The organism is Micromonospora sp. NPDC049529 (assembly GCF_055586685.1).
The window spans coordinates 192,767-218,415 of the sequence record NZ_JBVJHT010000008.1; the positions used below are offsets into that span (position 1 = coordinate 192,767).

Below are 25,649 nucleotides of genomic sequence, written 5' to 3' on the forward strand. Positions count from 1 at the left end.
ATGACCAACCACCTGGTGCCGATCGACGACCGGTGGTCGCTGTGGCGGACGTTCGCCGTGCGCGGTCCGGGCCTGCCGGTCGAGTTCGTCGCGGCGTTCGCGGTACCCGAGCTGCTCGACGCGTGGTCCCCGTCAGCGCTGGAGGAGAAGGCCCGGGCGCGTACCGGAGAGGCGGTCTGGTCGGCTCTCGCGGACGACCGATTCCTCGCGGCACTGACGTGGCAGAACCTGTCGGTCGTCGACACCTGGGCGGCGCGGTTGGCACGGGCCGCCCGCGGGGGAGGGCCACCCGGGATGACCCGGCGCAACGAGCGGGAACGGGTCATTGCCCGGTACGCCCAACGGTACGCGACCAAGAACGAGTCGATCGGCTTCTTCGGGCCGGTGGCCTGGGGGCGGTTCGGCGACGGAGACGAGCCGCTGTGCTGGCAGGGCCGCCTCGGGCTGCGCGCTCGCACCGTGTCCTTCGAGACGTGGGCGATTCGTGAGCTGGCGGACGGCTGGGCGGCGCTGCCCACGGTGCGCCCCCACGTGCCGGTACGACTGCACCCGGCCTGCGCGGTACGGGAGGACTACCTTCTCAGTCCACGCCGTGCGCCGCTGCCCCTCGATGACGCCGCCGCCGCGTTGCTCGCGTTCTCCGGCGACGACCGTTCCCACGGGGAGCTGATCGCTGAGGTGGCCCGAGAGGCTCGGCTCGACGAGGACGCCGTGACCGCCGCCGCCGAGCGGCTGTGCTCCGCCGGGATCCTCCAGATCGGGTTCCAGATTCCGTTCGACGCGCATCCCGAGCGCCAGCTACGGGCCCAGGTGGAACGCATTCCCGACCGGATCGTACGGGCCACGTTGATCGGACACCTGGATCGGTTGGACAGGGCCCGTTCGCGACTGGCAGCCGTCGCCACCGAGCCGGTCGGTCTGCGACATGCCATGCGGCGGCTGGCCGACGCCATCGAAGAGGCCGGCGGTTCCGCGAAGCGGGCGTTGCCCCGGCGGGGCATGGGCCGTACCGCGGTGTACCTCGACTGTCGGCGCGACCTTGACGTGCGGGTCGGGGCATCCCTCACCGATGCCTTGCGGGCGCCGCTGTCCCTGCTGCTGAGGAGTGCGGACTGGCTCGCCGCCGAGGTGGCCGAGGTGGTCCAGCAACACGTGCGCGCGCAGTTCGACCGGCTGCGCGTCCGGCAGGACACCGTGACCCTGGCCGACCTGCAGACGGCGGCGACCGAAGTCCTGGTGCCGGGCAACGCCATCGTGGCGGCGGTCGCGGAGGACTTCCAACTGCGCTGGGCGGAGATCATCCCGACCCACGGTGACGCGCCTGTGCAGCGTGGTTGCGCGGCCGTTCGGCCGCTGGTCGAGGCCCTGTTCCCGCTGCGGGACCCGCCCTGGGCGGCAGCGCGGCACCACACTCCCGACCTGCTCCTCTGCCGCGACGATGGCGGCAGACACCAGTGGGTGCTCGGAGAGTTGCACGTCGCGCTCAACACACTGGAGAGCCGGCTGTTCGTCACTCAGTCGGACGACCGCGACGAGCTGGTCGCCGCCACAGCGGCCGACTTCGTCGGTGGCCGGATCGTACCGCTGTACCCGCCGGCCGGCGCGGCCAGTAATTCCCGTACGTACCCGCCACCGGCCCTCGATCCGCCCGGCGCCTTCCGGTACTGGTCGTACGCCGCGGACGCGGGGCACGAGCACGGGACGCCGTCGGTGCCGGCGACTGCGGTACGGATCGTCGCGACCGAGGACGGGCTGATCGGCGAGGCGGACGGCTGGCAGGCGCCGGTCACCGAGTTCCTTGGCGAGTTCCTGACCGCGCTTTGCGTCGACATGTTCCGGTTGCGTCCGTCGACCCCGGGCGCACCACGGGTGCTCCTCGATGACCTGGTGGTCTGCCGTCGGACCTGGCATTTCCCGGCCACGGAGGTGCCGCTTCCCCGGTCCCGCCCGGCGGACTACACGTACCAGAGGTTCAGGGAGTGGGCCCGGGGGCAGGGCATGCCACGGCACGTCTTCGTCCACGCGCCGGGTGAACCGAAGCCCGTCTACGTCGACTTCGCCGCCCCGGCCCTGCTGGACGACGCGGCCCGGCTCGTCCGCGTCGCCGCGCGGGAGTTTTACACGGTGACGGTCACGGAGATGCTGCCCGGCCCGGATCAGCTCTGGCTGACCGACCCGGAGGGACGTGGGTACACCACGGAGCTGCGCGTGGTGGCGGTACGCCGCGCGCCCGGCCGGGCGGTGTGGAGGACCTCGGATGACGGTGGGGCGGTCGGCCCGGCCGGCGGCACCAGACACCAACGTCGAGATCAGGAAAGTGGGGGCCGCGAGAGTGCCTGACGAACCACGGATCGCCGGCCCCGTGGGCGCGGGCCCACCAGCGACGACCGAGGACGCGGTCCGTCCGATAACTCGCCGGGAGTATGCGTTCTGGATCCTCGATCAACTGGCGCCCGGGTCGGCGACCTCGCACCTCCAGGTCGCTTTTCGTACCAGGGAGGTGCTGCGGTGGTGGCCGTTGCAGGCAGCCGGCAACCACCTGCTGACCCGGCACCCGGCGCTGCGGTCGCGGTTTCCGGAGCACAACGGTGTACCGGTGCGGGAAGTGGTCGCGGCGGCGGACGCCCAGCTCGTGGTCGAGGCGGTCTCGGCCACCCCGGACGGACTCGCGGAGCAGGTCCGCCAGGTCGCGCGGCGCCCGTTCGACCTCACCACCGAACTGCCGTACCGGCTGACGATGTTTCCGCTGACCGACGGTGGTACCGGCGTCGCGGTAACCGTGCACCACATTGTCGCGGACGCGGCATCCTTCGCCGTGCTGACCACCGAACTCGCCGCCGCGTACGACGCGTTCGCCGCCGGTCGCCAGCCGGAGCTGCCCGAGACCGGCGGCCAGGTGCTTGAGCCCACACCGTCCAGCACGGACCTGCGCTTCTGGGCCGATCACCTGCACGGCTTCGACCCGCTGGGGATGCGGCTGCCATGGGCGGGCCCGCCGCCGGTGCGACCGACGTTCGCCGGGCACACCCTGATGATTCCGACACCGGAGCGGACCGTCGAAGCGGTGGCCGAACTGCGCCGCCGGCTGCGGACCACCGAGAACCTCGTGCTGCTCAGCGCGTTCTACCTGGCGTTGCTGCGGCACGGCGCCGCCGAGGACATGGTCATCGGGGTGCCGATGACCACCCGTACCCGCGAGCAGCGGTCCTCGGTGGGGCTGGGCGTGAGCACGGTGCCGCTGCGGCTGCGGGTGGAGCCGGCCGACGGGTTCGGCGAGCTGACGCGGCAGGTACGCGACGTGTTCCTCGCCGGCATGGAGCACTCGCGCGCCTCGGTGGAGGTGATCCTCACCGAACTCGGGCACCAGTCCACCGATTGGCGTACCCCGATCTTTCGGCACATGTACAACTACCGGCCGTGGGACGAGACCGCCGTAGAGATCAACGGCGAGCGGCCGGAGTTCCTCGATCTGCGCCGCGACGCCAGCCGCGTGGACCTGGACCTCACGGTGGTGGCTGGCGTCCGGCCGCCGCTGCTTGCAGTCAACTACAGCAGCGAGGTGCACCGTGAGGAGGACGTCCGCGCCCTGGTGGCACGGATGTGCGTGCTGCTGGAGGCTGCGGCGGCGGATCCGGACCGGGCCGTGTCGACGCTTGAGATGACCACCGGGGCGGAACGTGCCGTGATCGCCGCCTCCGGGTGGTCCGACGGGCCGGTCCAGGTGGAGCGGACGGCCTACGAACTCTTCCGGGCGGTAGCGCGGCAGACCCCACAGGCTCCTGCGGTGACCGCTGCGGACGGCGCGTACCGCTACGGCGAGATCATTGCTGCGGCCGACCGCATCGCCGTGGCGTTGCGCGTCGCCGACATCGCCCCCGGCTCCATCGTGGCGCTGGGACTCGGGCACGGCGTCCGTACCGTGGCGGCGATGCTCGGGGTGTGGGCGGCCGGAGCCGCCTTTCTGCCGCTCGACCCGACCGGCCCGCCGCAGCGCCTGGAGTTCCAGCTCGCCGACGCCGACGCGCGGGTCGTCCTACTGGCTGACGACGAGCCTGCGCCGTGGGCGGCCGGGTGCCCGATCCTGCGCTGGGCGGACCTCGCGGTACCGGCGCCCGCCGACGGGCCGACCGGCTCGTCGGCAGTGCCTTCGGTGCCGGATATGGCCGCCGGTTCCGCACCGGACGATCCCGCCTATCTCATGTACACCTCCGGCTCCTCCGGCCGACCGAAGGCGGTGCAGGTGAGCCACCGGAACCTGGCGAACCTGCTGATGTCGTTCGCCGACCTGGTCGGTCCGGCAAGGGAGTCGACGTTGTGGTCCACGGCCAGCACCTTCGACATCGCGCTGCTGGAGATCTTCCTGCCGCTTTGCGTCGGCGGGAGGGTGGTGGCGGCGGGACCACCGACTGCTGGAGAGATCGACGACCTGCTCGACCTGGTCGTCCGCGAGGACGTGCGGCTACTTCAGGGTACGCCGACCTACTGGCGACTGGCGGCCGCCCAGGTCGGACAGCGTCTGCGGGGCCGTACCGTCATCTGCGGTGGCGAGCCGCTGCCGGTCGACCTCGCCCGTGATCTGCTCCGACTCGGATGCCGGCTGTTCAACGCGTACGGGCCCACGGAGACGACGATCTGGTCGACCGTGGCGGAACTCACCGAGGTGGACGAGGAGTCGGTGCCGATCGGCCAGCCAATCGCCAACACGACGGTCTTCGTGACCGGCAAGTACGGCGAGGAACTCGGCTGCGGCCTGGTCGGGGAACTGTGCATCGCCGGGACCGGTGTGACCGTCGGCTACCCGAGGCTTCCGGAGCTGACCACGGGCCGTTTCGGTAGGCACCCGATCCACGGCCGCTACTACCGCACCGGGGACCTCGCGCGCTGGCGTCCCGACGGCACACTGGACTGTCTCGGACGCCTGGACCGCCAGGTCAAGCTGCGCGGCCAGCGGATCGAACTCGGCGAGGTGGAGGCGGTCCTGCGGGAGCACGCGGGCGTGGCCGACGCCGCTGCGGTCATCGTCGGAGATCCGCAGCGGGACGGCCTGCTTCGGGCGTTCGTACGGCCGGTCCCCGGCGTGGTGCCGGAGGCCGAGCTTCCGGAGCGGCTGTGGCAGCACCTTCGGCTGTCCCTGCCGACCGGTGCGTTGCCGTCGGCGATCACCGTCATGGTGGAGTTGCCGGTCACCCCGAACGGCAAGCGCGACTACGCCGCGCTGAGTCAGGCGATGCCGGTGGCGCCGAAACCGGTTAGGCCGGACGCTGCCGCACCCGCCGCCGATCCGGCTCTCACCGGTCGATTGGTCGAGCTGTGGCGCCAGTTCATCGGCGCCCCGGACCTGGGCCCGGACGACAACTTTTTCCTCCATGGTGGACACTCGCTGCTGGCCGCCCGGCTCGCCACCGAGGTCGCCGCGCTGACCGGCCAGGAGGTGGCGGTACGGGCGGTGTTCGACCATCCCACGGCTTCGGCGCTCGCCTGCCACCTCGTTACCCATGGAGCCGGTCATGACGGGCGATGACGCCGTGCAGTGGTTCGTGTGCCTCACCGAGCGGCCCGATGCCCACTCCAGGCTGTTCGTGTTCCCACACGCGGGTGCCGGGCCCGCGGCCGGCACCGGACTCGGCGAGGCGGTCTCCCCAGAGGTGGAGGTCTGGAGCCTGAACCTGCCCGGCCGCCAGGTGAGGCACGCCGAACCGCCGTGTACCGACCTGGCGTCGCTCGTTGACGACCTGGCGACCTGGCTGCACGCCCACGACGACAAGCCGTACGGGCTGTTCGGCTACTGCGGCGGGGCGCTCCTGGCTTACCTCGTCGCGTGTCGGACCGCCCCGTGCCAACTCTTCGTCGGTGCTCAGGCCGCCCCCGACGTGGCGCTGATCCCCCGCCGGCTGCACCGCTTCCCCGACGACCAGCTCTGGCAGGCCATCCGCGACTTCGGTGGGCTCTCCCCGGACCTGCTGGCGCACGATGAGCTGCGCGCAGTCCTCCTCCCCGCCCTGCGCGCCGACTTCGCGCTCTACGCCCAGTACGTCGACGAAACCGGTGTGCTCCCCGTGCAGCTGCACGTGCTGCACGGCAGCGAGGACGACTCGGTCAGTCGCGGTGCACTGCTCGGCTGGCGGCGCCGGTCCACGCTGCCGCTGCGGACGGTGGCGCTGCCGGGCGGCCACTGGCTGCTCAGCGAGGCCGAGACGGAGCTGGCCGCGTACCTGTCGACGGCAATGACAACGGAGAACGGCACCGACGTGCCAGCTCCCGCTGTGGGATCGGCAGGGACCGCGATTGCTGCGCCGGAGCGCCCGGTGGCCCGGTGAGCGCGCAGGAGGAGAGCGACGTCGTCGTGGCGCGCCTCGCCGAGGTCATCACCGAGATGCTGGGACGTCAGATCGGACCGCACGAGAACTTTTTCGAGGCCGGCCTGAACTCGGACAGCCTGGTGCAGGTGCACGCCCGGCTGAGCGAGTTGGTGGCGCGTCCATTCCCGATCACCATGCTGTTTGCCCGACCCAATCTGCGCGCCCTGCGACTGCACCTGGCCAGCGACGCGGACATTCCGACGACCGACGGCCCATGGGGCCGGCCAGAGGTGGTCCGGTCCCGGCTGCGCGTCGCGACGCGACGGCAGCTACGGAACCGGGATGGAGAGGTGGAGACGTGACCGAGCTGTTTGAACCGATCGCCGTGGTCGGCATGGCGGCCCGGTTTCCGGGCGCCGCGAACGTGTCGGAATTCTGGCGGAACCTGCGCGCCGGCCGCGACTGCATCACCGAGCTGACCGAGGCGGAGTTGCGGGCAGCCGGGGAGTCTCCGCACCGGATCGCCGACCCGGCGTACGTGCGGGCGGCCGGGCTGATTCCGGACGTCGACCGCTTTGACGCCGAGTACTTCGGGATGAGTCCACGCGAGGCACGGGTCTGTGACCCCCAGTTGAAGCTGCTGCTTGAAACGGCCCACGAGGCCATAGAGGATGCTGGGTACTCTACGGTCGGCATCGGCCAGGACGTGGCGGTGTTCGCCGCGTCGGGACCGAGCCGGTACGAGTCGGTGCATCTGCGATCTGATCCGCAGTACGTCGGCGGGTTGGATTTCGGCACACTGGTTTTCAATGCCGTCGACTCCCTCGCGACGCTCCTGTCCTACAAGTTCGACTTCCGTGGCCCGAGCATGTCCGTGCTCACCGCATGCTCGAGTTCGTTGGCCGCCATACACCTCGCGTGCCAGTCGCTGCAACTGGGCGAGTGTGACGCCGCCGTCGCCGGCGCGGCTAACGTGGACCTGCCGTACGGCACGGGCTATCGATGGAGTCCGGGCGACGTACGCTCACCGGACGGTCACTGCCGCCCGTTCGATGCGCTGGGCGCGGGGACCGTCTTCACCAACGGCGTGGGAGCGGTCCTACTCAAGCGGCTCAGCGACGCGGTGGTCGACGGCGACACCGTTCGGGGGGTCATCCGGGGTGTCGGCATCAACAACGACGGGTCCGACAAGGTCAGCTTCAGCGCACCGAGTGTCTCCGGCCAGACGCGCGCGGTGGTCGACGCCCTGCGCCTCGCGGGGCTGCGTCCGCAGGACATGTCGTTCGTCGAGATGCACGCCACTGGCACTGCGCTCGGCGACCCGATCGAGGTGCTCGCGCTGGCCACCGCCTACCGCGAACTCGCCGGCGGTGAGCTGCCCGCCGGCGCCATCCCGGTCGGCTCGGTCAAGTCCAACATCGGGCACACCGTGGCCGCGTCGGGCATGGCGGGGTTGATCAAGGTGCTCCAGGCCTTGGCACACGAGGAGTTGCCGCCCACGACCAACCTCGGGGCACTCAATCCGCGGCTGATGCTGGGGCAGACCCCGTTCCGGGTGAACACTACCGTTCTGCCATGGCCCCGCCGGCCCGGCGCTGTTCGCCGGGCCGGCGTCAGCTCGCTGGGCGTGGGCGGCACCAACACTCACCTGGTCATCGAGGAGGGGCCGGCCGTGCCGCCGACACCGTCTCGGGGTCGGGCCCGGATCGTGGTGTGGTCCGGGCGGGACGCCCAAGCCCAGGCGGACTACCGGGCCTCGCTCGCTGATCACTTCGAGGCCGCCCCCGCCGACACGTTCGCCGACGCGGTGACGACGTTGCAGCGAGGGCGGAGGGAGCATCCCGCGCGCGGCGCCCTCGTCTGCCGGAGCGCCGCAGAGGCAGCGAGCCTGCTCGCCCGGGGCCGCCACCTCGCGGGGACGGCGACCGGAGAGGCACCACGGCTGGCGTTCGCCTTCCCAGCCGCTGTCGGCGCGGGGGCCGGGCTGGCCGCCGGACTCTACGGCCGACAGCGGATCTTCACCGAGACGATGGACGTTTGTCTGGACGCATTGGCCCGCTGTGGGCTCGACCTCTACCACGAGTGGTTGGGCGACCGGCCGGCGGCGCCGTCCCCAGCTCTGCTGTTCGCTGTCCAGTACGCGCTGGCCGAGCAACTCCTCGACTGGGCCGTGCAGCCCGTCAGCCTGGTCGCCGATGGTGTGGGCGAGGTGACCGCAGCCCTCGTGGCCGGCGCGGTTTCGCTGGACGAGGCCAGCCGGCTGGTGGCAGCGGGCGAGCGGGTCGATCCCGGTCGTCTTCTTGATGTCCGGATGCCGATACTGCAGACGGTCGGCGAGGCCATGGTCGACGCGGTTGTCACGATGGGACCGCCGGATACGGCCGTCGACCGCGGGATCAGCCTGCTGGCGCCCGTCGGGTCAACGGCCGACGAGGACGAGCAGGCACTGCTCACCGCAGTCGCCTCGCTCTGGACGGCAGGGCAACCGGTGCGGTGGAACCGGCTGTACCGTGACGAGTCGATCCAGCGGGTACCGGTTCCCCGCTATCCCTGGCAGCGGAAACGGTACTGGGTCGACCTGGTGGAACCCGACGCCGGGCGGCTCCCTGGTGTGCCGGCTAGGAGGGTACCCGCGCCGGACGTCGGCGGTGCCGGGGCGGAGCAGCCCTCGACGCCGGAGCCGCTGCACACTTCGGCGTGGAAGCAGACGGACAGGGCCGAGCCGGCCGGCACCGATGTACCCGAGGGTGCCTGGTGCCTCGCCCTGGTGCCGGCCGACGACGTGGTCGCGGAGCGCACCCTGGCGGCTCTGCACAGCATTGGCCTGCGTGTGGTGGCGGCGCGCCCAAGCACGGTGTACACCCCGGTCGCCGACGACCGCTGCATGCTGCGCCCCGTTGATCTCGGTACCGACCTGGCGGCGGTCCTGGCCACCCTGCGCGCCAGCGGGCGGTCACCTGCGGTCGTCGTCCACGCCTGGGCCGCCGGTCCGGTGGTCGAGCCGGAGCCGGAGGTCGGGATCCAGCTCGACCTGGGCGTGTACGCGCTGCTCGAACTGGTCCAACGAGCCGCCCGGGACACCGTCGGCGGGCGGCTGCCGGCGGTGCTGGTGCTCACCGACGGCGCCGTCGACGTGTCCGGCAGCGAGCCGGTGTCCCCGGCCCGGGCGGCGCTCGTGGCGATGTTGCGCTCCTTCGCGCTCGAGTCGCCGCGTCAACGATGCCGCCTTGTGGACCTGCGTGCGGGAGCCGGCGACGAAATGCTCGTCGACGAGCTGCGCCAGGGTTGGGCGGAGCCGATCGTCGCGTTACGTGGGCCGCGACGCTGGACACGAACCGAGCGCCCGTTCCGTCCACAGGCGACGACCTCGGCACCAGTGAAGGAGCAGGGCGTCTACGTCCTCACCGGAGGCCTGGGGGGTATCGGGTCCAAGCTGGCCCTCGCCCTGGCGAACACCGGTTGCCGGCCCCGGCTGGCACTGCTCTCCCGGGACGTCTGGTCAGACGCCGACCGGGTGGCCGCGCTGGCTGACAAGCTGGCGGCGGCGGGCGCCCGGGTCCAGGTGCTCGCATGTGACGTGGCCGACGAGATACAGCTCAATGGGGCGCTGGACCAGATTATTGAACATTTCGGCCCGATCGACGGTGTCTTCCATCTGGCCGGCGTGCCTGGCCGGGCGATGGTCCAGACGCTCGACCGTGCGGACATGGCATGTGTGCTGCGGCCGAAGGTGGCTGGCACGCTTGCACTGCGCCGGGGTCTGCGCGGGCGGCCACCGGTTGACTTCGTCGTGTGTTTTTCCAGCCAGGCCGCGTTGTCCGGGATGGTGGGCGGTGCCGACTACGCGGCGGCGAACGCGTACCTCGACGCCGTCGCGGCCGGAACCCCGGGCTGGCTCACCGTCAACTGGCCCGCCTGGGCCGAGGTCGGCATGGCGGCCGGAAACGAGGTGCACGAAGTCGCCGCCCGGATGGGGGCGGTCGGTGCCGGCGAGCATGCCGACCGCGACGTCGTCGTCGACGAAACGACGCTGGCGGCGGCGACATGCTGGGCGATGGACGAGCACCGCATCGGCGGCGTACCGGTGTTGCCCGGCACCGGTCTGGTCGACATGGTGATCAAGGCTTACCTGGCCAGGATCCCCGGTGCCTCGGCGCCGGTGGAGCTACGGAACGTGGTCTTCTATCGTCCGATCGCCGGTACCGAGCCATTGCGCGTCCGCGTCCAGCTACACCGCCGGGGCGACGGAGCGTGGGACACCCGGGTGCTGTCGCGGCAGCCGTCCGCAGCCGAACCGTGGCAGCAACACATGACCTGCCTCGTCGGCACCGGCCCGTCCGGAGGGACTCAAACGTCCCTGCAAGGGCTGCACGACCGACTGGTCGAGGCGTCGGCACCACGGCCGCAGGGGCACTCGACGATGGCGTTCGGACCACGCTGGCGCAGCGTGAACCGCTACTGGCGGTCGCCGGAAGAGGCGTTTCTCGAACTGCAGCTCGGGCCGGCTCTGGGGGCCGAGACGTCCGCGCACGCCGTGCATCCGGGACTGCTCGACACCGCCACCGGCTTCCTCGGCGGCCCTGCCGGGGACGGGTTCTTCGCCCCGTTCACCTACGAGCGGCTCACCTGGCACCGCAGTCTGCCGGCGCACCTCTACAGCCACCTCCGGGTCCGCGACCGATCCGAGTCGGCATTGACCGTCGACGTCACGCTGGCCGACCCGGCAGGCGGGGTGCTCGCCGAGCTTCACGGACTGCGGATGCGACGTACCGCGATCGGCGACTTCCTGAGCGGTCGCCGGGCGGAACACGACCCTGTGCGTGGGCTGACATCGGAGCAGGGGATCAACCTGCTCTTCGTACTGCTGCGCAGTCGGGTGCAGTCGCAGGTGGCCGTCGCCCCCCACGTCGGAGGCCGCCCGGTTGCCGCCGCGGCAAAGCTGGTACGGCCCACGCCGTCCGTGGGCGGCTCGGCAGCCAGCGTCACCCCGGCAAAACGTGGCGTGGAGTTACTCGAGGCGCTGCTCGGGATCTGGAGCGCGGTGCTGGGCCGTTCAGACGTCGGACCGGACAGCGACTTCTTCGACTGGGGAGGCGACTCGCTGGGCGCCGTGGCACTCACCGGACGGCTGCGCGATGTCATGGGTGTCGAACTCGGCGTCGGCGCGATCTTCGACCACCCCACTCCAGCGGAGCTGGCGGAGTGGATCGACTCGGAGGGCTCGGCGCCGGACTGAGGCATGGACCCCGCGCAGCCGGGCGCAGAGGGTCGCCGTCACGAGAGCCTGTTTCGGCGGTACGGTCACCGCCGAAACGGGGCCGACCGAGGCCCATGGCACTCGGTCAACCGATGCACACGTCCTCGCCGAGCCCCGCAGCGACCGCACGGGCATAGACGATCCCGCAGGCCACGACGTCCTCGATGGGCAGGCCGAGGGACTTGAAGACGGTCGTCTCCTCGACGCTCGTCCGACCGGGATGCTGCCCACCGAGCACACTGCCGATCTCCGTGACGGTGTCGGCGTCGACGAGACCCTCCGACATCGGTATCAGCACGTCGCCGGCTTCGGCCAGTACCGCCGCACGGCTGTCGGCGAAGAGCGTGGCTCGGGCGACAAGCGCTGAGGGCAGTTCCCGGCAGGACGCGCCGAATGCTCCCACGGCGGTGATGTGTGTGCCTGCGGCGATGTCCTCGGCCGCGACGACCGGAGTAGAGCCGGAAGTAGCCGTGCAGATGACATCCGCGCCGGTCACCGCCTCGGTGGCCGAGGCGACGACGGTCACGTCCAAGCCCTCGGCTCGGGCTACGGCGGCGAGTCCTTCCGCCCGGGCGGCGGTCCGGCTGTAGATCCGGATCCGGCGCCACGGCCGGACCTTCGCGAGCGCACGCAGATGGACAGCGGCCTGTACCCCGGCACCGATGATTGCCAACGCGGTGGCGTCCGGTCGGGCCAGCACGTCCGTGCACACCGCCGACACGGCGGCCGTACGCAGTTCCGTGATCACAGTGCCGTCGAGTACGGCCAGCGGCTGCCCGGTGTTGGAATCCAGCAGGATTACCAATCCCTGCACGCTGGGCAGGCCCTGCGCCGCGCCACCGGGGTACATGGTCAGAAGCTTGAGACCGGTCAGCTCGGCGGTGCCGGCAGGCATCAGCAGGAGGTAGTCGCCCTGGTTCGGTTCCACGGTTACCCGAGGATGTTGGAAGACGGCACCGGCAGTGAGCCGGCTCAGGGTTACGCGCATGGGCTCGAGGAGGTCGTCGAGGGTCACTAACTCGCGGACGAGGCGGCCACTGATCACCTTCAGAGTCTGCACCGATGCTCCACTTCGAGGGGTAACGGGACGGATCGGGCGGCGGCCCCGGCCGGAGCTCGCCGATGTCATGCCGGGACGGCGTCGAGGGCGAATCGGGGCAGCGCAAGATCGCTGTGTCCGTCCAGTGCCAGCTCCACGCAGGCGGTGCCGAAGACGGGGACGAACTTGAACCCCCAGCCGCCCGCGCAGACGACTAGGCGTTCACCGTGCGGGACGGCGCCCACAGCGCTGCCCAGATAGAACTGACGCCGTGGATCGGTCGGCAGCACGGCCCGGCAGGTGCCGGTACCGACCACCTCGGGCACCAGGTCCGGCAGGTGCCTGCTTACCCAATCCACGACCGGCAGCGTCTCGTCGGTGGTCACTGTCGGGTGGAGGGCTGCTCCCTCGGTGTACCGGGACACCTGCACGACGTCGTCGTCGCTCCACGGTGCTCGGCCGAAGCCGTAATAGAGGCTGTCGTCGTCAACAGTCGGCGGCCGGAAGGCGAACCAGGTGGGGTAGTCACGATGCTCCCGCATGCGGAAGTACGTGCTGGTCAGCGTGAACGAGGTGAGGTCGACGGAGAGACCGAGCGGTCGCAGCAGATCGGCGGTCCCGGCGCCAGCGGCGACAACCAGGTGACCGGCCCGCATCTCGCGTACGTCGGTGCGCACGCGCGCGCCCGTGCCGTCGAGTTCCAGCTCGCGCACCTGCTCACCGGGGCGTAGCACGCAGCCGGCCCCCGCCGCGAGCGTGTGCAGGCCCCGCCGGGTGCCGACGACGTCGATGAGACCGCCGTTCGGCTGGTAGATGCCGTGGTAGTAGTCGGGCAATCCGGCGATTCCGAATCGGCTGGCCAGGGCGGCGGCGTCCACCGGGTCGTACGGCAGGTCCAACTCGTCCAGCACCTCGGCTGCCGCCGCAATCTGGCCCTCGGAATTGCTCAGGTGCGGGTCGCCGAACCACAGGCTGCCGGTCTCGTGGACGAGTGTGCGGCCGACCCGCTGCTCAAGCCGGCGCCAGGCACGGCGGGCCACCAGGGTCAGCGCCGCGATGTCGGGTTCCACGTACTGGTGGCGCCACTGGCGTTCAGTGCCGCTTGAACTACCGTGGTCGCCAAGGAAGTCGTGGCCCTCGAAGACCACCGTTGACAGACCGCGCTCTGCGGCGGCGACGGCTGCGGCGAGGCCGACGGGTCCACCGCCGATCACCATGAGATCGCAGCGCAATCGATCCACCATGACGGTCCTCCTCGCTGCGCGGGCTCTCGCCGGATCCGCCGCGTTCGTCGGCGGCTCCCTGAGCTGGGCCGGCCGCGCCCGGCGGCGTGGAACGACCCGGTAGTAGCGATCTGGTACCGCCGATCACACCACATGGCCACCGACCGCTGAGAAGTCCCGTAAACGGGGCTGTCGCCGAGCCTCGGCCGCCCGATCTACCTTGGACGCGGCCGGGCTCGCAGCTATCGGTGTCGTAGGGAACGGGGGTAGGCATGCAATGTCGAAAAGCACGGTGGTGGATCGGTGCCGGCGCGGCGGACACCCGTCGGCGACCGCACAACGCCCTGCGGCTCCCGCAGGAGCGAGCCGCATGACACGGCAGGCCACCCGATCATTTCCCCGAGCGGCGCTCGGGACGCTGATGGGCGAGCCGGAGATCGCGGCGGTCGCCGAGGTGCTGAACTCCGGGACGGGCTTGTCGCACGGCCGCTGGCGCGAGCGGTTCGAAGCCACCCTCGCGGAGTGGCTCGGTGTGCCGTACGCGATGACTACCACCAGCGGCACCGTCGCGCTCGCCATCGCGACGGCCCTGCTCGACCTCCAGCCGGGCGACGAGGTGATCACCACCCCGCAGACGTACCAGGCCACCGTGCAGGCCTTGCTCGGCACCGAGGCCCGAGTACGGTTCTGCGACATCGACTCCAATTCGCTAAACCTGGAGGTCGCACACCTGCGCCGGCTGCTGACCCCACGCACCAGAGCGATCATCGTCGTCCACTACGGCGGCTTTCCCGCGCCGATGGATGAGATTATGCAGCTTGCCCGCGCGCATGGGCTACTCGTGATCGAGGACTGCGCGCACGCGTTGGGGACGGAGTTGGGCAATCGGCGGCCGGGCGCGTTGGCGGACATCGGCTGCTTTAGTTTTCAGTCCTCGAAGATCATCTCCACCTTGGGTGAGGGCGGGCTGATCACGTTTTCGCGCGCCGACTGGGCCGAACGGGTCGGGCGCATCCGGGACAACGGCTGCGACGGTACGTTCGTGCCGGCCGTGAGCGGCATCCCGGAGGTACCCCAGGCGCTCTATCCAGGCCTGGCGCACACCCACGACTGCGTACGGATCTCGCACTGCGGCACCAACGCGACGATGAGCGAGCCGGCCGCCGCCGTCGGTCTGGCGCAGCTCGCCCGCCTCCCGCAGCTTCTCGCGCGGCGACGCGAGATCACCGCGCGATACGACGCGCACCTCGCCACCATCTCGGGCATCCGGACCCAGACCGTGCCGGACGACGTCGTCCTCTCGTCCCATTTCTACACCTGCTTCGTGGAGCCCGACCTCGGCGTCGACCGGGACGCCCTCGTGAACGCCGTGCAGGATTCCGGCGTGGAGATGTGGCTGCGGTATTTCCCGCTCCACCTTCTGCCCGAGTGGCGGGCCCGCGGTAGCCGCCTTGGCGACTGCCCGGTGGCGGAGCGGTTGTGGTTCGGGTCGCAGGTCAACCTCCCCTGCTATCCCGCCATGACCGATGCGGACGTTGCACTTGTCTGCGACGCCATCGACCGCACACTAGCGGCACCGGCCGCCTAGACCGCAGAAAGCACACCCCGATCGCGCGGCTCGGCTCGGCGCGCAAGATGGAGATGGCGCAATGGCAAAAGGCCGGTCCACCACTCACGTGCCAGACCCCGACAGTGGCGGCGCCCGGACATCGGGCGGCGACATCGGACCTCCGGACGCCGCTCCAACCCACGACCGGGTAGCGGCGTCGTTCAGCCAGGAGCGGTTCTGGTTCCTCGATGGGCTGCGCGAGGGGGTCGCAGCCGACCTACTCCAGCGCACGTACCACCTGCGCGGGGCGCTGGACCGGTCGGCGATGACCCGCGCGGTCGCCAACCTGGTATACCGGCACGAGGTGCTGCGCAGCGAGTTCGTCGCCGACGGCGACAACGCGCAACTCCGGGCCCTGCCCCCGGGAACGCCGGTGCTGCGCCACCTCGACCTGTCCGGCGAGCCGTTCCCGCGCGACCGGGCGCGGGACCTCGTCCGGTTGGACGCGTTCCAGCCGTTCACCCTGACCAACGGACCGCTGTTCCGCAGCCTGCTGCTGGAGATGTCCGCCGAGGAACACCTGCTCGCGCTGACCGCACACCGGAGTGTTTTCGACGAACAGTCTTTCGCCCTCGTGGAGGACGAGCTGGCCCGGCAGTACACGGCCGCCCGCGCACATCGGTCGCTCCCGACGCCGTCCGTCGTGTCGTATGCCGACCACGCGCGTCGGGAGCGCGAGCGCGCGGACGAGGACGAACTGGTCGCGTGGCGGAAGCGGCTGACCGGCGCGCCCGCCGGCCTCACCCTGCCAATGGATCATTCACGGCCGCCGGTGCCGACGTACCGCGCGGCGGAACATGCCTTCCCCCTGTCGCCGGCGACAGCACGGCGACTCGGCGCGCCAGCCACGCCGGCCCGGGCGGTGGCCCTGGCCGCGTTCGCGGTGACCCTTGGCGCGTACGCCCGGGCGCGGGACATCGTGGTCGGCGTGGCGGTCGACGGGCGATCCCAGCCCGACGCCGACGGCCTGGTCGGACCACTGTCGAACCACCTGCCGATCCGGGTCGCCGTGACCGCCGGATCCGTGGCGGACCTGGTCGCCTCAGTGGAGGCCGCCCTACAAGACGGCGCGGCGCGCGGGGGCACCCCGTTCGAGCGGATCGCTGGGGAACTGATCCGCGAACACGATCTCAGCCGGCACCCCTTGTTCCAACACCGGTTCTCCTACGGGCCCGCCCGTCCCCGTCCGAGCTGGCCCGGCCTGACAGTGACCATCGAGCCGGCCACGGCGCACTGGACCCGGGTGGACCTAGAACTACACCTGGTAGAGGAGCCGGACGGCACCGTCGACATTCAACTGCTCTACGCCGTTGACCTGTTCGGGCCGGACACCGTCGACCGGATGGCCCGTACCTACGAGGTAGTGCTGGCGAGAATGCTCGCCGACCCGGGCCAGCCGGCGGCGCTCGTCGACCTACTCACCCCGCGGGACCGCAGGCTGCTGTTCGAGGAGTGGAACTCGGTCGACCCGACGATGCTCACCGAGTCGACCGTGCCCGAGCTGTTCGTACGGCAGGCGCTGCGCACCCCGGACGCCGTAGCCGTGGTGATGGGCGAGTCGCGCCTGACGTACAGCGAACTCGACCGCCGGTCGAACCAGCTCGCCCACTACCTCGGCACTCTCGGAGTGGGACCGGAGACCGTGGTAGGCCTGTGCGTGCGTCGTGGCCTCGACCTGATGATCGCGGTACTGGGCATCATGAAGGCCGGCGGCGCCTACCTCCCGTTGGACCCCGGCAGCCCGTCGGCGCGCAACGAGTTCCTGCTGGCCGACACGGCCGCCCGGTTGGTACTCGTTGAGTCAGCCCTGCGCGACCAGCTGCCGAACCGGGCAGAGGTCCGGTACCTCGCGCTGGACGAGCACGCGGCCGAGATCCGCCGACAGCCGACGGACCATCCGCCGCAGCGGGCGACCGCCGACACCGCGATCTACGTAATCCACACCTCCGGGTCCAGCGGCGTCCCGAAGGGCGTGGTGATGACCCACCGGCCGCTGACCAACATGCTGAGGTGGCAGTTGGGCCGGAGCGCCGTGACCGGCCCCACGCTCCAGTTCACCTCTATCGGCTTCGACGTCTCGTTCCAGGAAATGTTCGCGACCTGGCTCGCCGGCGGCGAACTGGTGCTCAGCACGGACGACGACCGGCGTGACCCGGAGCGACTGTGGGAGGTCATGCGCGCCGGCCGGGTACGCCGGTTGTATTGCCCCCCATTGGTGTTGGAACAGCTCGCCCAGGTGGCAGGTGCCGACCTGCCTCCGCTGAAAGAGATCATCACTGCGGGGGAGTCCCTGCGGTTGACACCGGACATCCGCCGGCTGCTGACGCGCCTCGACGGTGTCGTGCTGGACAACCACTTCGGCCCCACCGAGGCGCACGCAATCAGCGGGCACCGGCTGACCGGTCCGGTCGCCGACTGGCCCGATCTTCCCCCAGTCGGCCGTGCGGTGCCGAACGTCCGGCTGTACCTGTTGGACGAGCACCAGCGTCCAGTACCCGTCGGCGTCCCCGGTGAGGTGTACGTCGGAGGCGTCTGCGTGTCCCGAGGATACCTCGGCCGCCCCCAGCTCACCGGCGAGCGCTTCCCGTCGGACCCGTTCGTGGCGGCTCCCGCCGCCCGAATGTACCGCACCGGTGACCTCGCGAGCTGGCGCGGGGACGGGGTCCTCGTGTTCCACGGCCGCGCCGACGAGCAGGTGAAGATCCGTGGGTACCGGGTGGAACCTGGCGAGGTCGCGGCTGTGCTGGTCGCCCAGGACTCCGTTGCGAAGGCCGCCGTGCTGCCCGTCGAGCGCGACGGCGACCGGCGACTCGCCGCGTACTTCGTACCCGCTCCCGGCACTGCCAGGCCCGATGTCAACGAGCTGCGCGCGGCGCTGCGGCGGCGGCTGCCGGAGTACATGGTCCCCACCTATCTCGTACCGGTGGACTACCTGCCCCTGACCACGGTCGGCAAGATCGATCGGACCGCGCTGCCGGATCCGACCAGCGGCGCGCCCGAGCCGACCGTGGGTTCCGATGCCGTCGGGGACGGCTTGGAGCAGCGGCTGCTCACGATCTGGCGCGACGTCGTCGGGGTCGCCGACATCGGCGTACACGACGACTTCTTCGAGGTTGGCGGACATTCGTTGCTAGCGGCCAAGGTGGTGGGCCGGGTGAGGGAGGCGCTCTCCGTCGATCTGCCCATCCGGGCGATCTTCACGCATAGCACCGTGGTGCGTCTGGCAGCCGCCATCAACGGCGGCCTCGCCGACAGTCACGATGGCCAGCCGGGATTCGCCGAGATCGCGATCCCACGCCGGGCCCGACGCGATGTCGCACCGCTGTCCTCGTTCCAGCACGGCGTGTGGCTACTACACCAAATCCATCCGAACTGCGTCGCCTACCACATGCCGATACTGTTCGCCGTGGACGGCGACCTCGATAGCGACGCGATCGATGAGGCGTTGACGACGATTGCCGCGCGGCACGAGGCGTTCCGCACCTCGTTCGACCAGGACGGCGGACAGCCGACCCAGCGCGTCCACCCGCCCGGCGAGGCGCGGTTCACCGTCGTCGACCTGACCCACCTGCCCGCCGGCGACCGTGAGACGGCCGCCCATGCACACGCCGCCGAGGTTGTGCGGACGCCGTTCGCGCTGACCGAGGCGCCACTGTGGCGGGCCGTGCGATACGTACTCGGGCCGGAGCAGCAACTCCTGCTGTTCGTGATGCACCACCTGCTCACTGACGGCTGGTCGATGGAACTCGTCAAAGCCGAAATGGGGGAGGCGTACCGGGCGGCGCGGCGGCGCGGGCCACACCCGTGGTCCACCGAACCGGTACAGGTCGGCGACCTCGCCGTGGCGGAGAGCGGTCCGGAGAGCGCCGCCCGGTTGGCCCGCGAACTGCGCTTCTGGCGGGACCGGGTAGACACCGGGGCGCCGTCGTTGCGACTGCCGACTGCCCGGCGGCGCACCGGACGGTCCTTCGCCGGGGAGGCGGTGTCCGGCACCCTCGGACCGGCCGCCACCGCGGCCGTCCGGGCCGTCTCGGCGGCGGTCGGCGCGTCTCCGTTCAGCGTGATGCTGTCGGCCTTCGCTATCGTGCTGGGGCGCTACTCCGGCCAGCGGCGGGTCAACATCGGCACCCCGCTGATCGTCCGCGACCAGCCCGCGCTGGAGGAGACGGTCGGCTTCCTGACCAACACGATCGTGCTGGGCTGCGACACCGGCGACGGGAGCTTCGCCGACCTGGTTGGCCGGACCCAGAGCCGGGTGGTCGACGCGCTGGCCAATCCCCATCTGCCGTTCGAACTGCTCGTCGCCGACCTGGGTCCGGAGCGCGACCCACACCGCCATCCCCTGTTCGACGTGTGGTTCAACATGCTGACGTTTCCCAGACGGGAGCTGAGCCTCGAAGGCACGAGGGTCACTGAGCTGCGGCCACCGCTGGCGGGCGCGCTGTTCGACCTCGCTGCCTACGTCCACGACCACGGCGGAGACATCGACTTCGACTTGGTCTTCCGGCCGGATCTCTTCACCCGGGACCGCATCGAGGTACTGCGTGAGCACCTGGTGGATGTCCTTGTCCGGGCCTGCGCCGAACCATCCGCCCCTGTTGCCGCCCTGCACCCGGCCCCCGCCCCGAGACCCCCGGCCGAGTTCGCCGGTCCGGCCGGCGTTGGCCTGGTACGGCAGGTTGCCAGGCACGCAGCCATCGCGCCAGAGCTGACAGCAGTGGCGTACGCGGGCACCACAACGTACCGGCAGCTCTGGGCAGACGTCCGCGGACTGGCCGCTCGGCTGACCGCCCGAGGTGTTGCCCCCGGTCAAATCGTGGCGATCGCGGCGACGCGCACGCCGGCACTGCTTAGCGCGATGTTGGCGGTCCGCGCCGCCGGAGGTGCGTTCTGCCTGCTTAACCTGGAGTTCCCGGCCGCCCACCTCGTGGCCCAATTGGAGCAACTGGACGCGGCGGCGCTGGTCGCCACCGCGGCGGACGGGCTACCGGCCGCCCTGCGCGCGGCGGCGACAGAGCGGGGGATGGCGATCATTGACAGGTCCGCCAGCGCCGGCGACACCCACCCGGACAGCCCCGAGCCACCGTTGGGCTCCGATGGCTTGCCGCAGACCGCCGCCGACGACCTGGCCTACCTAGCCTTCACCTCCGGTACGACCGGCACCCCACAGGGCGTCCGCGCTACCGAGACCCCGACTACCACATTCTTTGAGTGGTACGCGGCTCGGCTGGGGCTTACCGCCGTCGACCGCTTCTCGGTGCTGGCTGGGCTGTCGCATGATCCGCTGCTGAGGGAGACGCTGCTGCCGCTGTGGCTGGGTGCGACGGCCTGTGTGCCTGCGCCGAAGGCGCTGGAGTCCCCGGCTGCCACCCTCGGCTGGCTCGCCGACCAGGCATGCACGGTGGTGCACCTGACCCCGCCGCGCGGCCGGGTACTCGCCGCAGCGGCCGAATCCGCCGACTTGACCCTGCCCGACGTCCGGCTGGTCGGCCTCGGCGGCGCCGCCGTCACCGAGGTCGACCATGCCGCGCTGCGCCGGCTGTTCCCGAACGCCCGGCTGGTGAGCCTCTATGGGACTACGGAGACACCACAGGCGATGAGCATCGTAGACCTGGCCGACGAGTTCGGTGACGACGATCGGCACCGGCATCCGCCGCTCGGCTCGGGCAGCCCGGGCGGCCAACTGTTGGTGCTGACCACCGACGGTCGGCCGGTCGCCGTCAACCAGGTCGGCGAGGTGGTGGTGCGCAGCCGGTACCTCGCCAGCGGCTATTCGGGGGCGTCGGCACCGGTGGATCGGTTCGGCCCGGACCCGGCCGGCGAAGCCGACGTCCGCGTCTACCGTACCGGCGACTTGGGGCGATACCGCCCGGACGGTGGCGTGGAGTTTCTCGGCCGTACCGACGACCAGCTCTCGATCGACGGCACCCGGTTCGAGACGGCCGAGCTCGAGGCGGTCGCCCGCCAGCATATGAGCGTTGCCGAGTGCGTGGCGCTGTGCCACGACGACCGGCTCGTGCTCGCGGTGTCGCCCGCCGAGGGTTGGCACCCGGACGGGTTGCGACGCTACCTCGCCGACCGGCTGCCGCCGACGGTGGTGCCAGACACGATCGTCGCCGTGCGGGAGCCGTTGACCACTCCCAACGGTAAGGTCGATCGGGCACGGATCCTCGGCGAACTGGCGCGTGGCCGTTCTGCGGCGCCGTCCCCGAGCACCGGCTCGGTCCTCGATGAACTGGTCGAGATCATGCGCGAGGTCCTCGACGTACCCGACGTCGACGTCGACGTCACATTTTTTGCCGGGGGTGCGACGTCACTCGGCCTGCTGCGCATGCACCTGCGTCTGCGAGAGCGGCTGGACGCCACCCTGGACCTGGCGGAGCTGTTTGAGTTCCAGACAGCGCGGCGGTTGGCCGACCGCCTGGCATACGGCGCCACTGCAGCGACGCACACCCAGGTGGTGACGCGCCGCCAGGATCTCGACTCGCTGCGCCGACACCGCGAACAGGCACGGCACACCGCTGGCTCGCCGCCCGGATGACGGACGACGGACCACGGGCGCTGGGCCGCCCGGTTCCGCCCGATGTGGCGGGCGGCCGGTTCAGCGGAGCCGTGCGGCAACGTAGGCCGCGGCGTCGGCCGGAAGCCGACTGTAGGTAGGAACGGCCACCGGTGAGGGTGTGTGCATGGTGCACCCACCAGCAGCGCTGGTAGCAGCAGTTCCCGTACTGCTGGGTCGTCGGCTAGGTTGCGGTAGACGGTGTCCACGGCCGCCACCTCGTAGATCTGCTCATTGTCCGATCGTGCGGTACCGGCCGGCCGGGCCGCCGATCGCCATCGGCTACGACCGATGTCGTACCTGCGGCTCGGTCCGTTGGCGACCGGGACGCGGGCGAAGCTGGCTGAGCGTGGGGTGTTGCTCTGCTGCGGTGCGAACTTTCTCTCGAAGGCGCACCAATGCGCACGTCGGCTATGCGATCCAGGCGTTCGCCGACATGGTGAGGGCCGGTGTCCGCCCGGCGGTGACGCGGGGCACCGATTTCACGCGCGGCGTTCGCCGGCGTGCTGGACGCGAGGGCAGCTACTGGTGATGCCGGCCCGAGCTCGCCCCGTAACCCCTCCCGAGGGTAATCCGTTAGGGGAGGGCCCATCACTCCCGTCGGTCGGCCGCACTGTCCCCTGAACTAGCGGCAGCGATCGGCGGCAGCGGAGATCTACGTTGGTGACCATGCTCGGATGAACTACCAGAGAGGCGAACACAGGAAGCACGTGCGATAGGGGGGGCACCGTGATCCGGGTTCATATTGTGGAACGCAGTCCTATCTTTCTGGTGGGCCTGGTGGACATTTTCAGCCGCGCCGGATTCGCAGTGTCCGGCGCGGAGCAGGTCGCCGCCGCCCCGCCATCCTGGCATACTGATGTGGTGGTGGCCGACCCGCAGGCATTGTGGGAGACCACGGTGGAGGAATTCACTCTTCGGTCCGCCCGAGTGGTGCCGGTGTTGTTGATGCTGCCAGCTGGATCGGTGGAAGACGTCGAACGTTATGCGGCGGCGGGTGTCACGGGATTCGTCGAGCGTACGGCCGATCCCGAAACCGTCCGCGAGGCGACGCGAGTGGCCGTCAAGGGCGGTCCTCATTTCGGGATTGCGGGTGCTTTGACGCCGATTCCGGACCCATCCGACGCCGACAGGCCGGCATTGTCGCCGCGAGAACGCCAAGTACTGCGACACATTGCTCGAGGCCTCACACACGGCCAGATCGCCCGGCTGCTGGAGATCAGCCGGCATACCGTGGAAACCTACGTCAAGCGGATCCGGGCGAAGCTCGAACTGGGGAACAAGGCCGACCTCACCCGCGCGGCCCTGCTTGGCGACCTCTGCCAGCCGGCATCGAGGATGGAGGGCCGGTGGAGTGGTTTCGGATCACCTCACGGGGAGATGAGCGGCTGACGCGACGCCCTCGTTACAGTTCGAGGCCGAGCGTCGGCCGGACAGTTCGAGGCCGAGCGCCGGCCGGATCCGTGAGATCGCTCCGGCTCAGCCCGCCCGTCGCCGTGGCCGTGGCCGTCAACCGGTCGCGCCGGCAGCCGCCCTGGGCAGGCGGCCTGGTCCGGCCAGCACCATTCCCGGGAGTTGCAGTCCGCCGGGGGCAGCCGGGCGGTCGCCCGACTACATGGCACGACCCGGCTGGGTTGGCGGAGGTGCGGGCGGTGAGTCCACCTGGCGGAGGTCGCGCATGACGGCGGCGCGAGTCAGTTCGGCCTTGTTGCCGACCCCGAGCTTCGACCTGATTCGTTTGATGTACGTGTCGAAGGTGTGCTGGCTGATGCCGAGGGCGCGGGCGCCTTGCCGATGGGTGAGGCCGCGCGCGATCTGGCTGAGAACCTGGAGTTCCCGTGGTGACAGATCCTTCGCCTCGTCTGGGCGGGGGCGCGGTTCGGATCCGCGACGGATGTCGGTGGGGACCGAGGTGCCGACGAAAGATCTGCCGCAGGCGACCGTCCGCAGCCCCTCCGCCACGACTTCGACCGGGGCGCACCGGTCGAGTACGCCGGCGACGCCCGCCCGGACGAACCCCTCGATGGTGTCGTAGTTTGTGTCGTTCACGACGACTGCGACGGGCGCGGCTGGCACGACGTTGGCCAGCAGGTCGTTGAAGGCCTTGTGCCCAATGGTGCTCGGGTCGATCAGGAAGACGTCGGTGAACCGGCGGTGACTCGGCGGTAACCGGGTCACATCTTCCACCGCGAAACCCTCCTCGTGCAGCGCGGTGGTCAGCCCGTGGACGTAGATCGGGCACGCGGCAAACACGCTCACTTTAATCATCTGAATCCTCTCGGCGTCCTTTTCGGATCGTCACCGAAATTGCGGAGTCGTGCAGCGGCTTCGGTTGATGTCGGTCGAGGCCGTCCCGCGGCCAATTCGGTGTCGTGTACGATTTGTGGCGGGCCTGGACACGCGAATATAGATACGCTGGAACTCGGCTGTCATCCGTGATGTGTAGATTGCGGTCGTCAGATGTGCTCGAATGCGCCGGGTGAGGTAAGTAGATCATCACGACACCTGTCTGGCAACGACCCACCCTGCTCGGGACGGACTCGAACAAACTCGAACAAACTCGAACGCGTCATGTAGGCAGTCGACCCGCGGCGACTGAATGTGGTCCCGGTCGGACTCGACGCGTCGAGTCGTCTATCCCCGGTGTATGGGAGTCACACGTTCGCTGGACTACCCGGCATTCAGCGGCCGTACCGGTCCTGCGATTATGGATGCCGCGACAAGCCATCCAGTCAGCAGCAGGGCTGTTGTCATTTGTTTTCTCTTTCTGACTCGAACTTCCGGACCACAAACCCGCCGTGAAGGTGGGTCAGGTGAACATGCGCCCCTCCGTCCCCTCCTCCGTCACTACTTGGGTTAGGCTCACCACGACCAGCGGTGCGTGCTTCGGCGCGGTTTGGGTCACATCCGCCTGCGATGGCGTGGCGACTGCGCCCGTCACCACCGTCGACCCAGGACGGCCGCTGCGATGCCTGCAGGTCGCCCCCGCGTCCGCAGCCGTTTCCTAGTTGCGGCAAACGCTCCTCTCTTGCTGTTGATCGACGACAGCCACTCCATCGCCCCGCCGACAGTGAAGTTAGCGCCATGATCTGCAATGCGTCTGCAGTCAACCTTGAATCCGCAGGTCAGGGCCTCATTCGGAGGCGATGGTGCATGGGCCACTTGGCACAATCGAAAGCTCCTGCATGCGCCGGGAGTATTTCGGCGAGCGCTGGGGACACCTCGTCGACCATGTACCGTTCGGAAACTCGGCCACGGCGTTGACGTGCGAGTTGTCCGCCGTGGGATCGATGAATGGCGTCATGCTGCCGGTCATGATCCTGGCAGCCAGCAGGACCGCAGATCACGGCGATCGCCGCCGGCGAACTCTCGCCCGACGCCGAATGATGACCCGGCACGAGCAGCGCATCGAGGGCGGCGAGCTGACGCTCGCGGGCTACGAAGCCGGCGACACCGCCGGGCAGCTGCCTGGGCACCGGGGCCGCCTCCCCCGACCGACGCCGGCAGGGGGCTCACCGGCTGCCAGGCGGCGCCAGACGTGCTCCCATACAGCGACGTCGTCTTGCCGCAGGCCGCACGCCGAGACGACGCCGCGCAGGAGGTCGAGCGGGGGAAGGGTCTTGCGGCGCGGACTCAGGCCGTCGTGCAGTGTCGAACGGGGCA

11 protein-coding genes are annotated in these 25,649 nt (G+C 70.3%); 8 read left to right on the plus strand and 3 right to left on the minus strand.

Going from position 1 to position 25,649, the window contains the following annotated elements; translation table 11 throughout:
• Genes ACZ6QQ_RS16080 through ACZ6QQ_RS16100 form a run of 5 tightly spaced genes read left to right on the plus strand, consistent with a single transcriptional unit; the run spans position 1 to position 11,535 of the window.
• Positions 1 to 2,340, plus strand: a complete 2,340-nt coding sequence (locus ACZ6QQ_RS16080; protein WP_465877009.1) for a lantibiotic dehydratase — start codon at positions 1 to 3, stop codon at positions 2,338 to 2,340.
• Complete coding sequence (locus ACZ6QQ_RS16085; RefSeq protein WP_465877010.1) at positions 2,258 to 5,521, plus strand: non-ribosomal peptide synthetase; 3,264 nt, start codon at positions 2,258 to 2,260, stop codon at positions 5,519 to 5,521. The genes ACZ6QQ_RS16080 and ACZ6QQ_RS16085 overlap by 83 nt, the downstream gene beginning before the upstream one ends.
• Positions 5,508 to 6,317 carry a thioesterase II family protein gene (locus tag ACZ6QQ_RS16090; RefSeq protein WP_465877012.1) on the plus strand — a complete coding sequence of 270 codons (810 nt, stop codon included), beginning with the start codon at positions 5,508 to 5,510 and terminating at the stop codon, positions 6,315 to 6,317. Before ACZ6QQ_RS16085 ends, ACZ6QQ_RS16090 begins: the two co-directional genes overlap by 14 nt.
• On the plus strand, positions 6,314 to 6,661 hold the full coding sequence (locus ACZ6QQ_RS16095) for an acyl carrier protein (protein ID WP_465877013.1): 348 nt from the start codon (positions 6,314 to 6,316) through the stop codon (positions 6,659 to 6,661). Before ACZ6QQ_RS16090 ends, ACZ6QQ_RS16095 begins: the two co-directional genes overlap by 4 nt.
• Positions 6,658 to 11,535 carry an SDR family oxidoreductase gene (locus ACZ6QQ_RS16100; protein ID WP_465877015.1) on the plus strand — a complete coding sequence of 1,626 codons (4,878 nt, stop codon included), beginning with the start codon at positions 6,658 to 6,660 and terminating at the stop codon, positions 11,533 to 11,535. Before ACZ6QQ_RS16095 ends, ACZ6QQ_RS16100 begins: the two co-directional genes overlap by 4 nt.
• Before the next feature lie 106 nt (positions 11,536 to 11,641).
• On the opposite strand, the gene ACZ6QQ_RS16105 is transcribed toward ACZ6QQ_RS16100, so the two are convergent.
• Together ACZ6QQ_RS16105 and ACZ6QQ_RS16110 are read right to left on the minus strand one after the other, a co-directional pair.
• Positions 11,642 to 12,685, minus strand: coding sequence for an ornithine cyclodeaminase family protein (locus ACZ6QQ_RS16105; protein WP_465877017.1), 1,044 nt, complete (start codon positions 12,683 to 12,685; stop codon positions 11,642 to 11,644).
• Positions 12,682 to 13,839 (minus strand): NAD(P)/FAD-dependent oxidoreductase, encoded by a 1,158-nt coding sequence (locus ACZ6QQ_RS16110; RefSeq protein ID WP_465877018.1) that lies wholly within the window; start codon positions 13,837 to 13,839, stop codon positions 12,682 to 12,684. Before ACZ6QQ_RS16110 ends, ACZ6QQ_RS16105 begins: the two co-directional genes overlap by 4 nt.
• A gap of 349 nt (positions 13,840 to 14,188) precedes the next feature.
• Between ACZ6QQ_RS16110 and ACZ6QQ_RS16115 the strand changes: the two genes are divergently transcribed.
• From ACZ6QQ_RS16115 to ACZ6QQ_RS16125, 3 genes are all read left to right on the plus strand, one after another.
• Complete coding sequence (locus tag ACZ6QQ_RS16115; RefSeq protein WP_465877020.1) at positions 14,189 to 15,406, plus strand: DegT/DnrJ/EryC1/StrS family aminotransferase; 1,218 nt, start codon at positions 14,189 to 14,191, stop codon at positions 15,404 to 15,406.
• 88 nt (positions 15,407 to 15,494) lie between these two features.
• Complete coding sequence (locus ACZ6QQ_RS16120; protein ID WP_465877022.1) at positions 15,495 to 21,968, plus strand: amino acid adenylation domain-containing protein; 6,474 nt, start codon at positions 15,495 to 15,497, stop codon at positions 21,966 to 21,968.
• Positions 21,969 to 22,757: 789 nt separating this feature from the next.
• Complete coding sequence (locus ACZ6QQ_RS16125) at positions 22,758 to 23,378, plus strand: LuxR C-terminal-related transcriptional regulator (RefSeq protein ID WP_465877024.1); 621 nt, start codon at positions 22,758 to 22,760, stop codon at positions 23,376 to 23,378.
• A gap of 219 nt (positions 23,379 to 23,597) precedes the next feature.
• Here ACZ6QQ_RS16125 and ACZ6QQ_RS16130 read toward each other — a convergent pair whose 3' ends face one another.
• Positions 23,598 to 24,245: a response regulator transcription factor gene (locus tag ACZ6QQ_RS16130; RefSeq protein WP_465877026.1), complete on the minus strand. Its 648-nt coding sequence runs from the start codon at positions 24,243 to 24,245 to the stop codon at positions 23,598 to 23,600.
• Positions 24,246 to 25,649 lie beyond the last annotated feature (1,404 nt).